This window comes from Streptomyces echinatus, from assembly GCF_014203595.1.
Taxonomy (GTDB): domain Bacteria; phylum Actinomycetota; class Actinomycetes; order Streptomycetales; family Streptomycetaceae; genus Streptomyces; species Streptomyces echinatus.
On record NZ_JACHJK010000003.1, the window covers coordinates 795,648 to 809,630 of the forward strand.

Annotated in this window: 13 protein-coding genes; 6 read left to right on the forward strand and 7 right to left on the reverse strand. The window is 72.9% G+C overall.

Annotation, left to right across the window (positions count from 1 at the left end):
- Positions 1 to 319 precede the first annotated feature (319 nt).
- Positions 320 to 2,068 (forward strand): carbohydrate binding domain-containing protein, encoded by a 1,749-nt coding sequence (locus FHS34_RS12320; protein ID WP_184964141.1) that lies wholly within the window; start codon positions 320 to 322, stop codon positions 2,066 to 2,068.
- A gap of 133 nt (positions 2,069 to 2,201) precedes the next feature.
- Positions 2,202 to 3,083: a DMT family transporter gene (locus FHS34_RS12325; RefSeq protein ID WP_184964143.1), complete on the forward strand. Its 882-nt coding sequence runs from the start codon at positions 2,202 to 2,204 to the stop codon at positions 3,081 to 3,083.
- 68 nt (positions 3,084 to 3,151) lie between these two features.
- Here the strand turns inward: FHS34_RS12325 and FHS34_RS12330 are convergent, their stop codons facing one another.
- The 5 genes from FHS34_RS12330 to FHS34_RS12345 form a co-directional block, all read right to left on the reverse strand.
- Positions 3,152 to 4,198, reverse strand: a complete 1,047-nt coding sequence (locus FHS34_RS12330; protein WP_184964145.1) for a cytochrome P450 — start codon at positions 4,196 to 4,198, stop codon at positions 3,152 to 3,154.
- Between the two features lie 123 nt (positions 4,199 to 4,321).
- Complete coding sequence (locus tag FHS34_RS44160; RefSeq protein ID WP_221508864.1) at positions 4,322 to 4,402, reverse strand: tryptorubin family RiPP precursor; 81 nt, start codon at positions 4,400 to 4,402, stop codon at positions 4,322 to 4,324.
- A 416-nt stretch (positions 4,403 to 4,818) separates the two neighbouring features.
- The gene (locus tag FHS34_RS12335) at positions 4,819 to 5,301 is read right to left on the reverse strand and encodes a carboxymuconolactone decarboxylase family protein (RefSeq protein ID WP_225817408.1); all 483 of its coding nucleotides are present in this window, start codon (positions 5,299 to 5,301) and stop codon (positions 4,819 to 4,821) included.
- Positions 5,302 to 5,360: 59 nt separating this feature from the next.
- Positions 5,361 to 6,953, reverse strand: a complete 1,593-nt coding sequence (locus FHS34_RS12340) for an alpha/beta hydrolase (RefSeq protein ID WP_184964149.1) — start codon at positions 6,951 to 6,953, stop codon at positions 5,361 to 5,363.
- Positions 6,950 to 8,155: a serine hydrolase domain-containing protein gene (locus tag FHS34_RS12345; RefSeq protein WP_225817371.1), complete on the reverse strand. Its 1,206-nt coding sequence runs from the start codon at positions 8,153 to 8,155 to the stop codon at positions 6,950 to 6,952. The genes FHS34_RS12340 and FHS34_RS12345 overlap by 4 nt, the downstream gene beginning before the upstream one ends.
- Positions 8,156 to 8,556: 401 nt before the next feature.
- Here FHS34_RS12345 and uppS point away from each other — a divergent pair, with 401 nt between their 5' ends.
- Positions 8,557 to 9,321, forward strand: coding sequence for a polyprenyl diphosphate synthase (uppS, locus tag FHS34_RS12350; RefSeq protein ID WP_184964341.1), 765 nt, complete (start codon positions 8,557 to 8,559; stop codon positions 9,319 to 9,321).
- 86 nt (positions 9,322 to 9,407) lie between these two features.
- Positions 9,408 to 10,817: an oxygenase MpaB family protein gene (locus tag FHS34_RS12355; RefSeq protein ID WP_221508866.1), complete on the forward strand. Its 1,410-nt coding sequence runs from the start codon at positions 9,408 to 9,410 to the stop codon at positions 10,815 to 10,817.
- A gap of 28 nt (positions 10,818 to 10,845) precedes the next feature.
- On the opposite strand, the gene FHS34_RS12360 is transcribed toward FHS34_RS12355, so the two are convergent.
- A complete protein-coding gene (locus tag FHS34_RS12360) occupies positions 10,846 to 11,718 on the reverse strand; it encodes an SGNH/GDSL hydrolase family protein (protein ID WP_184964153.1) in 873 nt (290 codons plus the stop codon).
- A gap of 410 nt (positions 11,719 to 12,128) precedes the next feature.
- On the opposite strand from FHS34_RS12360, the gene FHS34_RS12365 reads away from it, so the two are divergent.
- Complete coding sequence (locus FHS34_RS12365; protein WP_184964155.1) at positions 12,129 to 12,284, forward strand: DUF6131 family protein; 156 nt, start codon at positions 12,129 to 12,131, stop codon at positions 12,282 to 12,284.
- Positions 12,285 to 12,350: 66 nt separating this feature from the next.
- On the opposite strand, the gene FHS34_RS12370 is transcribed toward FHS34_RS12365, so the two are convergent.
- Entirely contained in the window at positions 12,351 to 13,199 is an 849-nt protein-coding gene (locus FHS34_RS12370; RefSeq protein ID WP_184964157.1) for an alpha/beta fold hydrolase, read from the reverse strand.
- A gap of 131 nt (positions 13,200 to 13,330) precedes the next feature.
- On the opposite strand from FHS34_RS12370, the gene FHS34_RS12375 reads away from it, so the two are divergent.
- Positions 13,331 to 13,936 (forward strand): TetR/AcrR family transcriptional regulator, encoded by a 606-nt coding sequence (locus tag FHS34_RS12375; protein WP_184964159.1) that lies wholly within the window; start codon positions 13,331 to 13,333, stop codon positions 13,934 to 13,936.
- The last annotated feature ends 47 nt before the right edge of the window (positions 13,937 to 13,983 follow it).

Genomic DNA, 13,983 nt, shown 5'->3' on the forward strand with positions numbered 1-13,983 from the left:
CTCGGCGTCGCCGGCGTGCCCTCATGAGGTGGCCCAGCAAGCCCTCACCGCGGGCAGGCCGGCAGCCACCGGGCGCGGGCCCGAAGTGCGAAGCCTCACCCCGGCCATGACGCGACGTCAGGACCGCGCCCTCCGGTCGGACACGGCCGATCCCCACGACGGACACGGCCGATTCCCATGAACGTGCAAAAGCCGTTCCCCACACCTTGACCGTCATTTGGTCCAGACCAATTATGGCCTAGACCAATAGCCCCGGCCGGGCCGCACAGCGCGACAACCCCGTTTCTCTCGCCTGTCGTTCGCTATCCGGGAGTACCCGATGAGACGTCCGAGATCCGCCCGCGCCCTGCTCACCGGCGTGGCCACGCTGGCCGCGGCCGCCGGGCTCACCCTGGGGGCCGGGAGCGCCGCGCACGCCGCGACCCCGCTGCCCGCCCACGTCTTCGCCCCCTACTTCGAGGCCTACAACGGCGACAGCCCCGCCGCACTCGCCCAGGCCTCCGGCGCCAAGTACCTGACCATGGCCTTCCTGCAGACCGACCGGAAGGGCTCGTGCACCCCGTACTGGAACGGGGACACCGGCACCCCGGTCGACGCCTCGGTCTTCGGCTCCGACTTCACCACCATCCGCGCCCGCGGCGGTGACGTGATCCCCTCCCTCGGCGGATACGCGGCCGACAACGGCGGCACCGAGATGGCCGACAGCTGTGCGAACGTGGACTCCATCGCCGCCGCCTACGAGAAGGTCATCACCACCTACGACGTCTCACGCCTCGACATGGACATCGAGGACAACTCCCTCACGAACACGGCCGGCATCAACCGGCGCAACCAGGCCATCAAGAAGGTCCAGGACTGGGCCGCCGCCAACGGGCGCTCCGTGCAGATCTCGTACACCCTCCCGACCACGACCACGGGACTCGCCGACAGCGGACTCGCCGTGCTGCGCAGCGCCAAGAACGCGGGCGCCAAGGTGGACGTCGTCAACCTGATGACGTTCGACTACTACGACGGCGCCACCCACCACATGGCCACCGACACCCAGACGGCCGCGAGCGGGCTGCACGACCAGCTCGCCGGGCTGTACCCGAACCTGTCGGACACCCAGCTGTGGAACATGATCGGCGTCACCGAGATGCCCGGCGTGGACGACTACGGCCCGGCGGAGACCTTCACCACCGCCGACGCCACGGCCGTGTACGACTGGGCGGTCGCCAAGGGCATCAACACCCTGTCCTTCTGGGCGCTCCAGCGCGACAACGGCGGCTGCCCCGGCTCCCCCGCCTCCGACACCTGCTCCGGCATCCCCCAGGACACCTGGTACTTCACGCACACCTTCGCGCCCTTCACCGGTGGTACGACGACACCGCCGGCCGACGACTTCTCCGTCTCCCTCTCCCCCGCCACCGCCTCGGTCGACCCCGGCGGCTCGGCGACGGCGACGGTCCGGACCTCGGTGACCGCGGGGAGCGCCCGGACCGTCGACCTGGCGGTGAGCGGCGCGCCGGGCGGGGTGACCGCGACCCTGAGCCCGGCCTCGGTCACCGCGGGCGGCACCGCCACGCTGACGCTGAAGGCCACCGCCGCCACGGCACCCGGCACCTATCCGCTGACCGTCACCGGCACGGCGGGCGCGACCCGGCACAGCGCCTCGTTCACCCTGACCGTGAACGGACCGGGCGGAACCGCCGCGCTCGCCAACGGTGACTTCGAGACCGGCTCACTGGCTCCGTGGACCTGTGACAACGGCGCGGCGGTGGTGTCCTCGCCGGCGCACGCCGGCAGCCACGCGCTGAAGACCGCGCCGTCCGCCACGCAGACCGGGCAGTGCGCCCAGACCCTCACCCTGAAGCCCCACACGTCGTACACGCTGAGCGGCTGGGTGCAGGGACCGTACGCCTACCTCGGGGTCGGTGGCGGCGCGACGGCGAGCACCTGGGCCTCCCCCTCGTCGTGGTCGAAACTGACGGTGCCGTTCACCACCGGTGACTCGGGCACGGTCACCGTGTACGTCCACGGCTGGTACGGCCAGGGCGCCGTCCTCGCGGACGACCTGTCCGTCTCCTGATCCACTCCCGCCCGCCGGCCTCGCCCCGGCTCACCGGGGCGGCGCCGGCCGCACGGCGCGGCGGCGCCGCCTTCCGTAGGCTGAAGAAGCCCGATCCTCCCTCCGGGAGGCCAGCCGCAGGCGGGAGACGGTCGTGATCGAACTGGCCGCGGTGTTCGCCGTCGCGGGAGCGGCGAGCAACGCCGTGGGCACCGCGTTCCAGCGCAAGGCTGCCTCGGACAGCAAGCGCGGCGGGCTCCGCCTGATCGCGGAGCTGGTGCGCCGGCCCTACTGGATGATCGGCATGGCCGGCGTGATCTGCGCCGCGCTGTTCCAGAGTCTCGCCCTGGTCAACGGCCCGCTCGCGCTGGTCCAGCCGCTGTTCATCCTGGAACTTCCCTTCGCGCTGCTCGTCGCCGCCCCGCTGATGCACCGGCGGCTGCCGCGCTCGGGCTGGTGGGGGGTCGCCGGCTGTGTGGCGGGGCTCGCCGTCCTGCTGATCGCGGCCGCCCCGCACGGCGCGACCGACCAGGCACCGCTCGTCCGGTGGATCCCGGCTGTGTGCCTGTGTGCCGGTGCGATGGCGGTGGCGGTACTGCTGGCCGGCCGGGGGCGCCCGCCGGCCCGGCGCGCGGCCCTGCTGGCGGCCGCCTCCGCGATCGGCAACGCCCTGACCGCCGCGCTGCTGAAGTCGGCCAGTGGGACGTTCGCCGACCACGGCTTCACCGCGTTCCTGCGGTCCTGGCAGACATACGGCTTCGCGCTGGCCGGCACGGCCGCCGTGCTCCTGCTGGAGAACGCGCTGCAGGCCGGTCCCCTGGCAGCGGCCCAGCCCGCGCTGACCATCGGTGACGCGGTGGTGAGCCTCACCCTCGGCATCACCCTCTTCGACGAGCGGATCCGCACCGGGTGGTGGCTCGTACCCGAGACGTGCGGTGCCCTGCTGATCGTGGCGGGGGTGCTGGTCCTCAGCCGGGCCGTCCAGCACATCGTCGTGCTCCCCGTCCCGGCCGAGGGGCAGAATGTGGCCTCGTGAGGCCGCTCGGGGGCGGCGACCAGCGGCGCGCGAGGTGGCCGGCGGCACGGGCCCCCGGGCCGGCGCCGTCAGCGCGACCGGGTCAGCCGCACCTCCTCCACGCCCAGCAGCCCGAGCAGCGGGACCCGGCCGGCCCGCTGACCGGGGTCGACCACCAGGCCGGAGCCGCGGACGAGGTCGAGCAGCAGCTCGGCCAGCGGCATGACCATGTGCCGGCCCCAGCAGCGCTCCGACGAGTGGCCGAAGGGCAGATAGCCCGGGGCGGTGTCCGGGTCGAGGCTGTCCCAGCGCTCCGGGCGGAAGGTGTCCGGGGCGTCCCAGAGCGCGGGGTCCCGGTGGGACAGCAGCGGCAGCACCAGGACGTCGTCCCGCTCGCCGATCCGGCCGTCGACGGCCGGGTACTCGGGCGACGCGTTGCGCAGCACGTTCCACGAGGGCGGCAGCAGCCGCAGGGACTCCAGGACGATGTTCCGGTTGGATGTGCCGGCGTCGAACGGGGCGCCCAGCCAGAGGGCGTTGGCCACCAGGGTGGACACGGTGAAGCACACGGGGGCCGCGGCTCTGCGGTACATGCCCATGGCGTAGCGCCGTTCCTGGTACCCGCGTGCCCGCGCCGCGCGGTCCGCGAGTCCGGTGAGCCGGGCGCCGGGCCGGGGCCAGCCGGGCAGCGCGGCACCGACGGCGATCACGGACCAGGTCAGCTTGGGTGTGAGTTCCAGGGCGCGGCTCATCAGCATGCGCAGCCGGTAGGGGTCCTGGCCGAGGATGAGATCGCGCAGGAAGAGGTGCCCGGTCAGCGGCCAGGGCCCGGCGAGGTCCACGTTCCGGGGCAGGGGCCCGGACAGGGCCTCGCGCACGTCGTTGCCGATGGTGCGGGTGACCGTAGAGGCCTCGGTACGGCTGATGGACCGCCCGTGCAGCGGCTTGAAGGTGGGGCGCTCGGTCTCGGTCGCCCGGCGCGCGGCCAGGATGCGGTCGGCGACCTCGTGTCCCGCGACCCCGATGGTGTCGGGTTCGAGCCGGAAGACGTCCTGGCCCAGGTGGTCGCCGATGAGCGCGGCGAGCCGCGGGGCGAACACGGTGGTACGCGCGGGCGCGGCGGAAGACGGCGGCATGGCTCCTCCGGTACGGGGACGGGGCGGGGAGGGCGACCGCGGCACGGCGGGACACCGCTGCCCGTCCGGACCGCGGCGCGGACGGACAACGATGTCACCGTGGGTGCGCGCGGCGGCGCCGGATCAGTACCAGAGGTACCAGGCGTTGGCCTTGAGGCTCTTGTTGGCGGCAACCCTGTTACGGATGGCGAAAAGAAGCTTCATCACTGCACCTCCCCTCGGGGACGGACGGGTGACACGCGTCGGCTCCGGCGGAGGACCGGTGAAGATCGCGTGTCGGCGACCCCCGGAACCTTCCCGCGATGGTTCACCGCTTAATCGCCGAGGCGGTCAAAGACGTTGCCACGCAGTCGATTTCGGACTTTCGGCGATCATCGGCGATCCGGTTTGACCCGTCGGCCCGGCATGCGCCCACCGCACCGCCGCCGGGACCCGAGCCACAGGTGGCAGCCGTGCCGACCGCCCGGATACCGGACGGCCGGTCGTCCGGAGCGGACGCGCCCCGCACCGCACCCGGCCGTTCCCCGGCCGGGGAACGGCCGGAGATTGGCCGGATGCTCACGCGCGGGCAGCGCCCGGGCGTCTACGGCATCGCGCCCCCGGAGACACCCGGCACTGTGTCACCGCTCGGCCCGCACCGGATGCCGGCTCATGATCGAGACCCGGTTGAACGCGTTGATGGTGACGGCGACCCAGATCACCGCGGCCACCTGATCGTCGGTGAGCACCTCCCGCGCCGCGGCGTGGGCGACGTCCTGTGCGGCGCCGTCGGCCGCGGCGGTCGTCGCCTCGGCCAGGGCCAGGGCGGCCCGTTCGGCGGGGGTGAACAGCTCGGTGTCGCGCCAGGCGGCCAGCACCCCGAGGCGCCGCGGAGTGTCGCCCGCCCGCAGCGCGGCCCGGGTGTGCACGTCCAGGCAGGAGGCGCAGCCGTTGATCTGCGAGACGCGGAGGTTGACCAGCTCGACCAGGACGCGGTCCAGCCCGGCGTCGGCGGCGACCGCGCGGACCGCCTCGGACGTCTGCACCAGGGCGTGGTACGCCTTCGGGCTCTGCTTGTCGATGAAGATCCGCCGGGTGGCGCCGGCCGGGACGGGACTGGTCAGCTCGGACTCGCTGGTCAAGACGGACTCCTCCGGACTCATCTTTGTTGAAGATGAAACTATCACGGAGCGGGGCAGCTGACGTCCGCCGAGGGCAGCCGGCCAGTGGCGAGATAGGCGTTGACCGTGGAGTCCACGCACGGGCTGCCGAAGACGCCGTAGACCCCGTGCTGGTCCGCTCCCCGCAGCGTCACCAGACGGGAACTCGGCCAGTCGTGGTGTACCGTCCGGGCACTGCGGTAGGTGGTGCGCGGGTCGCCGGTGGCGTTCACGAGCAGGGCCGGCAGATCGTCCCGGATCGTGGTCGTGCGTTCGCGCGGCGGGCCCCAGAACGCGCAGGGGTTGATGTCTTTCGTGACCGGGGCGAACAACCGGTCCCGGGTGCCGGCGCGCCGCAGATCCCGCCAGTACGTCTCCGGGTCGTGCGACGCGGGAACGTCCCCGCACAGGATGGACGTCTGCGCGCTGCCGTAGACGGACTCGTCGCCGGTCAGCACGAACTTCAGGGTCGAGGCCAGCCACGGGGACGGCGAGACCGTCCGGCCCCCGGCGGCGCGCCGCAGGTCGCGCACGGCCTCGGCGAAGTCGCCGTAGGCCTTGGGGTTGTCCTGCGAGAGCCCGTTGAAGACGATGACAGGCAGGACGTGTTCGTCCACGCGGTAGCCGCCGACACGCAGCGGGGTGCGGGCGGCGGCCGACCGGGCGGCTTCGACGGCCGCCAGCACGGCGCTCCGGGTGCCGCCGAGCCCGTAGGCCACGGCGTGCGCGGCGGTCCAGTCGGCCCAGTCGCGCAGGGCGTGCCGGTTGGCCTCCTCGGTGCCCCGCAGCAGCCGGGGACCGTAGCCGGCGGGTGCCACCACGCCGTCCAGGACGACCCGGTCGGTGCGCCCGGGGAACATCGTCGCGTACACCTGGCCGAGATAACTGCCGTAGGAGTAGCCCAGGTAGGAGATCCGGCGTTCGCCCAGCGCCGCACGGACCACGTCCATGTCGCGCGCGGTGTCGCGGGTGGTCGCGTACGGCAGCAGGTCACCGGCGTGGGTACGGCAGCGGCGGGCGAGGTCCGCGGAGAAGGCGACCATGCGGCCGAAGGCGGCGCGGCCGGTGCCGGCCCCGCGGATCATGCTTCCGGTGGGCCAGTGGCAGTCCAGCGGGGTGCTCCGGCCGACGAACCGGGGGTCCACGCCCACCACGTCGTAGCGGGCGGCGACGTCCTTCATGGCGCTGCGCACCCAGGGCGGATCGCCGATCGTCTGCCCGCCGGGGCCACCGCTGTTGAGCAGCAGCGCGCCTGCCCGGTGGGTGGTGTCGGTGCCCCGGATCCGCGAGATCGCCACGCTGATCGTGCGGCCGTCGGGACGGGCGTAGTCCAACGGGACGGTGACGTCCGCGCATTGGGCCCCGGCCTGTTCGAGCTCCTTGCCGGTGGTGTCGTCGGGGCCGAGCAGACAGCTCTTCCAGTGCAGCCGCTGGTCGTGGTAGCGGGCGAGGGGGTCGGTGGCCGGGCGGGCCGCGGCGGGCGGGGCGGGGGCGGTGCCCAGAGCCAGTGCGCCCGCCAGGGACAGGACGACGGCCGCCGCGGCCCGCCCGGTGAAGCGGCGCGGACGGCCGGGGCGCGGACGGCACCCGTTGTCCCGGGAGGTGGTACTGGTCATGCGGATGTCCTTTCGGCGGACGTGCCCTCGCAGAGGGCCTTGTCGACGACGTCGAGGAAGTCCAGTTCGGCCTGGAGCGTGGCGGGCACCTCGTTCAGGACGAAGGCCACGCGGCGGCCGCCCGGACCGACGGCGGCCAGCGCCCGGTGCCCGCCGGGCACGGTCCCGGCGTGGCCCTCCCAGCTGCCGCCGCACGACAGTGGTGAGGAGATCAGGCCGAGCCCGTAGCGGGCGCCGGGCCAGAGCCGGTCGGGGTCCGCGGCCACCGTCCGCCGCATCTCGGCGAGTTGCGGTGCGGGCAGCAGCCGCCCGGAGAAGAGGGCGGCGGTGAACCGGTTCAGGTCGGCCGGAGTGGAGATCAGGGCGCCGCCGACACCGCCGAAGGTCGTGTTCCAGGCGGTGCCGTCCGCACGGCGGCCGTCGGCCGCGGTGAAGTAGCTGTGCGAATGCGGGCCCCGGATGCGGGCGTCGTCACCGGGCCAGTACGTGTCGCGCAGGCCCAGCGGCGCGATGATGCGACGGGTGATCTCCGACTCGGGGCTGTGGCCGGTGACCTCGCGGACGATCAGCCCGGCGACGAGGTAGTTGGTGGTCGCGTAGTGCCAGGCGCGCTCCGGGCGCGGCAGCCGCAGGGCGCGGGCGACGAGCCGGCGCGGCTCGAAGTGGCGGTACCGCACCCGTTCGGGGTGCTCCCACTCCGGGGCTTCGAGGTAGTCCGGGAGCCCGCTGGTGTGCTGGAGGAGCTGTCGTACGGTGATCCGGCGGCCGTCGTGTCCGCCGGCGCGGATCAGGCCCGGCAGGTAACGCTCGACGGGCGCGTCCAGGGACAGCCGCCGCTCGGCGGCGAGTTGCAGGACGACCGTCGCGGTGAAGGTCTTGGTGACGCTGCCGACGCGCAGCCGGTCGGTGGCGTTCATGGCCCGGCCGGTGCCGAGATCGGCCACGCCGTCGGTCACCGTCCAGCGGGCGCAGGGGGCGGCCGGGTCGGGGCCGGTGACCAGGACCGCGGCGCCGGCGAACCGGTCGTGCGCCACGAGGTGGTGCACGGACCGGCTCAGCTCCGGATGCGGGCCGCACGGGCGGGACGCGTCCCGGTGCGACTGCGCGACGGCGGCCGGGGCGGCGCCGAGCAGACAGGCCATGGCCACGGCGGCGAGGCCGGTGCGTCGTCGAAGTGTCGTACTGCGTAAGGGGATTGCCATGTGACAGCACGCTAGGGATCTTTCGGGGCGTACTCATTCCGGCTGGCAGGCGATTCGGTACGGGGGTCAGCACCAGCGCGCGGGGGGAGGCAGGCCCCCGGGCCCGCCGGGCCGGACGGCCCGGGAACGGTCGGACGGCCCCGGCAAGACCGGCCTCGGACGACCACCAACGGGTGCTCCGATGCGCGGGTTTGCCGTGCGGCCCGGCGGCTGATCGCCCCCTCACACAGCAGTGCCAAGGGTGAACCGCGGGCGTTACGGCGTCTCCCGGTCCGGGGACTGACACGCTGCTGGAGACGATCCGGCCCCTCACCCGGGAGAGGGCCGTGAGGCGGCGGACGGTCCGCCCGTCGCCGCTGGGGGGCAGTGTGACGGCCGAGGAAGTCATCGACGGTTCCGCCGTGTTCCCCGATCCGGCCCGGGGCCGGCCGCGGGGCGAGGCACGCCGGAGGGTCCCCCGGCACGTCGCCTGCGTGATGGACGGCAACGGCCGCTGGGCGGCACGCCGGTCGCTGCCCCGTACGTCGGGTCACCGCGCGGCGGAGACGACGGTGATCGACGTCATCGAGGCGGCGCGGACGGCCGGCGTGGAATGGCTGAGCCTGTACGCGTTCTCCACGGAGAACTGGCAACGGCCGGGCAGCGAGGTCGACTTCCTCATGCGACTGGTCCGCCGCGTGGTGCGCAAACACGCACCCGTGCTGCACCTGCGCGGAATCCGCTGCCGCTTCCTCGGAGTGACGGATCCACGCATCCCTCCGGCGCTGGCCCGGGACTTCGCCGACCTGATGACGCTGACCGGTGAGAACCGGGGCATGACGCTGACCGTGGCGTTCGATCACGGCGGACGCGGCGACATCGTGGCGGCGGCACGGTCGCTGATCCGCAGCGGAGTGCCGGCCGAGGCCGTGGACGAGCGGAGCTTCGCCGCCCATCTGCCCTTTCCCGACACACCCGATGTGGACCTCGTCATCCGCACCTCCGGGGAACAGCGCATCTCCAACTTCATGCTGTGGCAGGTCGCCTACGCGGAATGGATCTTCCCGCCGGTCCTCTGGCCCGACTTCCGCGCGGCTCACTTCCTGGAGTGCCTGGACACCTATCGACAGCGCGATCGCCGCTTCGGCGGCGTGACCCCGAACGCGAACGGAGAACGACGACCGTGACCGACACAGGCAGCGACGGACCCGCCGGCACCGGTGCCGACCACAGCGACCGGCGCCCCGGGCAGCCGGCACACGACGAGGCACCCCTGTTCGGTCCGGACAGCCGGTTCCACGCGTTCTTCCACGATCCGCGCTGGGCCCTGTCCATCGTCCGGGCGACCGTGCTGGAGGCCGCGCACCCGCAGGTCGGCGCGGCGCTGACCGACAACTCGACGTTCGTGGCCCATCCGTGGCGCCGGCTGCGCAACACGGTCGTGAGCCTGCAGCGCATGTTCGGCGCGGACGACGAGGTCCGGCGCAGGGAGGCCGCCCGGCTCAACCGGCTGCACGCACGGCTGAAGGGTGCCGACGCGCACGACCGGCCGTACGACGCGATGGATCCCGCGGTGCGGGGCTGGGTGGTGGCGACCCTCTTCGAGAGCAGCGTCACGATGTGCCGGCTCAGTGGGCAGCCGCTGGAGCGGGGTGACATGGATCGGCTGTACGCGGAGTTCCGGGCCTATCTGGCGGCTCTGGAGGGGGACGCCGGTCATCTGCCGCCCACAGTGCAGGAGTTCTGGCCCTACTACGACCGGGTGGTCGAGGAGGAGCTGGAGAACACCGAGGCGATGCGCGTCATCCTGTACCGGCTCTTCGACCATCTCCCGGCGCCGCCGCTGCTGCACGGCCTGCCCGCCATGTGGGCGGCCGGCCGCGCGGTCGCCGGTCCCCTCATCGGTGTGATCACCGTGGCGTCGCTTCCGGAGCCCTTCCGCCGCCGGGCGGGTCTGCCCGAGATGCCCGGCGCCCAGACCCTGATGCAGGGCGCCTATCTGGCCGCGGGCCTCGCCCGCTTCCTCCCGGACGGCTGGATCCAGCCCGAGGGCATCGCGAAGCTCCTCGCCCTCGATCCCGGCGGCGACGACCCCCGGGCCCGGTCGATCGGCGCGCTGACCGACCGTATGAAGCGGGCGGGGGCCCTGGTCCGGCTGCTCGCACCCCTTCCGCCGGAGCCGGACCCCGCCGGGGGAACCGATGTGCGGCGCGAAGCCGAGGCGTTCTTCACGGCGGTGCTGGACCAGACCGGGGACGGCTATCTGGACTGGCCCGACCTCGCCGCCATGGCCCGGGAGGTCGCCGGCCGTCTCGACCTGGACGAGCCGGACGAGACGCGGCTCTACGACGCCTTCGCCGGCTGGTGGCGGGAGCTCCAGGCGGCTCTCGACACCGACGGCGACGGCCGCGTCAGCGTCCGGGAGTACGCCGAGGCCGTGCCGTCGCTCGCCGGCCCCGCCCTGATCCGGGTCGCCGAGGTGCTCTTCGACGTCACCGACACGGACGGCGACCGGCGCGTCGACGCGGACGAGTACCGGGCGCTGTTCCGCCGGGGTTTCCGCAGGGACATGGCCGGCGCCGACGGCACGTACTCGCGTGCCGCGTTCGTGCGGGACTTCCTGTCGTTCATGGCGGGCCGTGAGCGCTCCACCGCCTACGACCCGCTGTTCTCCGACGCGTGACCCGCGGTCCGGACGGGGCGGGGCCCGGTCAGCCGAGGCCGAGGACGCTCAGGGTGTGTTCGGCCATGCTCCGCTCGCCGAGGGCGTTCGGGTGGACCGGGACGATGTTCTGCCCGAACAGGAGCGGCTCGATCCACCGGGTGCCGACGGGCTGACACGCGTCGTGTCCGGCGGAGACCGCGGAGAAGTCGACGTACGTCGTGCCCGTCTCCTCGGCGGCGCGCCGCACCACGGTGTTGAGGTGTGCCTGGAGGGAGTGCAGGTACGGCACGTCACCGGTGGCGACGGGCAGGGTGACGAAGCAGGACGGCTCGGCCGTGGCGGGCGTGATCCACGGGTAGCCGAGCACCGCCACCCGGGCCCGGGGGGCCTTGGCGCGGACGCTGCGGAGCGCGGCCTTCAGCGCCGGGTAGGTGTCGGCGTCGATCTGGTCGTCGAAGGCCGTTCCGTACTTGTCCTTGCAGGGGCTGCCCTTGCCGCCGCTGAAGACGCCCGCGGTGCCGCAGGCGGTCACGGCGTTGATGAAGGTGCCGTTGTCGTTGCCGCCGATCGTCAGGGTCACCAGGTCGGTGTCCGCGGTGACCGCGTCGGCCTGGGGGGCGACGCCGGGGTACTGGGCCTCGGTGAAGTGCTTGGTCTGGGCGGCACCGCAGGTGACGTCCGTCAGCCGTGCCGCCGTGCGGGAGGCGATGACGTGGGGGTAGTTCGCCGTGGAACGCAGACACAGGGGACTGCTGAGGTCGACGGGGAGGACACCGGAGGCGGCGCTGTAACTGTCCCCCAGCGCGGCGTAGTTCAGGGGGGTGCCGGCCTGGGCGGGGGCGGTGGTGAGGCCGAGGATCAGCGCGCCGACGGCCGCGGACGTCGCGGTGAGGACACGGCGCAGGGCAGGCTTGGGCATGGCTCTCCCTTCTCGGGACGGGGCAGGGGACGGAAAACGGGCATGGCGGTGCCACGGGAGTGCTGGATCACGAGAGCGGGGCGGCTCGACCGCGCGAGGACGTGCGAGGACGTGCGAGGACGTGCGAGGACGGTCCGGGGTGCGAGAACGGTGCGCGAGGGGCGTGCGAGCCGGCGGGGCGTGGCAGTGAGCGCACGTACGACGGCGACGAGAGACCGGCCGCGGGATTACCGGGCGGTTCTACCGATAAGTAATGTGAGGCCGCCGACATAGCGCGTCAACATTGTGGACCGAACTTCTTGAAACACGGACCGTCATGATCCGCGAAGTTTTTCCCCTTCCGGATGCAATTCCGGCCACGTTTGGGGCACCCGAAGGACAGGAGCACCACTACCCGCTGGAGGCACGCCATGATCGCCCTCGGCATCATCCTGCTCATCATCGGCTTCGTCACAGGCATCTCGATCCTGTGGACCATCGGCGTGATCCTGCTGGTGGTGGGAGCCGTCCTGTGGATCATGGGGTCCATGGGGCACGCGGTCGCCGGCCGACGCCACTATTGGTGAGGCGGCAGCCGCGACGACCGGTCCCCTCCCGGCACACCCGCCCGCGGGCCGCCGGGAGGGGCCGTTTCAGCCTTCGCCGGCCAGCGGGTTCGCCGCGACGAAGCGCCGGATCTCCCCCGTCAGGGCGGCCGGATTGTCCCACTGGACCAGCGTCCTGGCGTCGGGGATCTCCACATAGCGCGCGTTCGGCAGCAGCCGGGCCAGGCGGCGGCCGGTCTCGGGCGGCATCATGCGGTCCTCGGCACCCCAGGCGACCAGCGCCGGGCGGGTGAACAACGGCAGGTTCCGCGCCGCTCGCAGATAGCAGTCCTTCCGCGTGGCACGGCAGAACTTGGCCAGGTCCCGGCGAATGTGCCGGTTCGTCAGCACAGGGCCGTACCAGCGGGCGATCAGTTCCTTCGGCAGCCGCTTCTTCGCCATGCCCCCGAGCGAGGTCTCCATGCGGGCGAGGAAGGGGAAGCGGAAGGACTGCAGGAGGAGGAAGAGTCCGCCGGGAACCCTGGAGGCCGCGTGCAGCAGCCGGCCCTGGACACCGGGCGGATAGTTCTCCAGCGCCTCGCAGGAGGTGAGGACGAGCCGTGCGACGCGCTCGTCCCGCACCCCGACCAGGAGCTGGGCCGTACCCGTGTCGTTCTGGACGAGGGTGACGTCGCGCAGGTCCAGGCGCTCCATGAACTCCGCCAGCAGGCACGCGATCCCGTGCGCGGACAGGTCGGCGTCGGGCCGCATCGGGCGCCGGTGGCTGCCGATCGGCAGGACGGGGACCAGTACCCGGAAGCCGGGCCGCATCCGGGCGACGACCTCGGCCCACACCGATCCGTCGAATCCGAGGCCGTGCGCCAGGACCACCACGGGACCGTCGCCCCCGGTGTCGTCGTAGTCGATGGTTCCCGCGCTCAGTTCGATCTCCGGCATACCGTGCCTCCGCCCGGCCGAGTGGCCGCATCGTGGTCGTGTCCGTGGAACCATCTCTAGATAGATCGTTCTAGTGACAGAATAGACACCGACCCCCGACGGCGACAGCGGCTTCCCGGAGGATTCGGAAGATGAGCAAGGGCAGGGCCCCCAGCACCCATGAGACCCGGCAGCGCATCCTGACCGCCGGCACGGAGCTGTTCCGGCGCACGGGATACACCGGCACCGGCATGAAACAGATCGCCGCGGCCGCCGGTGCCCCCTTCGGCTCGATCTACCACTTCTTCCCCGGCGGCAAGGCCCAGCTGGGCGAGGAGGTGGTCCGCACCTCGGGCGCCGGCTACCTGGAGCTCATCACCGCCCTGATGACGCCGTACGAGGACCGGGTCGCCGCCACCGCGGACGCCTTCGATGCGGCGGCCGGCACCCTCGCCGAACTGGACTTCGCCGACCCCTGCCCGATCGCGACCGTCGCGATGGAGGTCGCGAGCACCGACGAGACGCTACGGCGCGCCACCGCCGAGGTGTTCGACAGCTGGACCGGCCGCCTCGCCGCCTACTACGCCGAGGGCGGCATCCCGGAACCGGCCGCCCGGGAGACGGCCACGTCGGTCATCGCCCTGCTGGAGGGCGCGTTCATGCTCGGCCGGGCCGCGCGCAGCACGGCACCGGTCCTGGCGGCGGCCAGGGCGGCGGCGGCGATCGTCCGCGCCGCGCTGGACGCCGGCCGAGGGTGACGACCGGCGTCCAGGGTGTTGGGGGAGACGGCCGGTGAACTCCTGCC

Bases quoted from the DNA above. Each gene is read 5' to 3' on its own strand.
- FHS34_RS12360 (WP_184964153.1), bottom strand. From the start codon at position 11,718: ATGCCCAAGCCTGCCCTGCGCCGTGTCCTCACCGCGACGTCCGCGGCC.
- FHS34_RS12320 (WP_184964141.1), top strand. From the start codon at position 320: ATGAGACGTCCGAGATCCGCCCGCGCCCTGCTCACCGGCGTGGCCACG.
- FHS34_RS12345 (WP_225817371.1), bottom strand. From the start codon at position 8,155: ATGGCAATCCCCTTACGCAGTACGACACTTCGACGACGCACCGGCCTC.
- FHS34_RS12370 (WP_184964157.1), bottom strand. From the start codon at position 13,199: ATGCCGGAGATCGAACTGAGCGCGGGAACCATCGACTACGACGACACC.
- FHS34_RS12375 (WP_184964159.1), top strand. From the start codon at position 13,331: ATGAGCAAGGGCAGGGCCCCCAGCACCCATGAGACCCGGCAGCGCATC.
- FHS34_RS12340 (WP_184964149.1), bottom strand. From the start codon at position 6,953: ATGACCAGTACCACCTCCCGGGACAACGGGTGCCGTCCGCGCCCCGGC.
- FHS34_RS44160 (WP_221508864.1), bottom strand. From the start codon at position 4,402: ATGAAGCTTCTTTTCGCCATCCGTAACAGGGTTGCCGCCAACAAGAGC.
- FHS34_RS12365 (WP_184964155.1), top strand. From the start codon at position 12,129: ATGATCGCCCTCGGCATCATCCTGCTCATCATCGGCTTCGTCACAGGC.
- FHS34_RS12330 (WP_184964145.1), bottom strand. From the start codon at position 4,198: ATGCCGCCGTCTTCCGCCGCGCCCGCGCGTACCACCGTGTTCGCCCCG.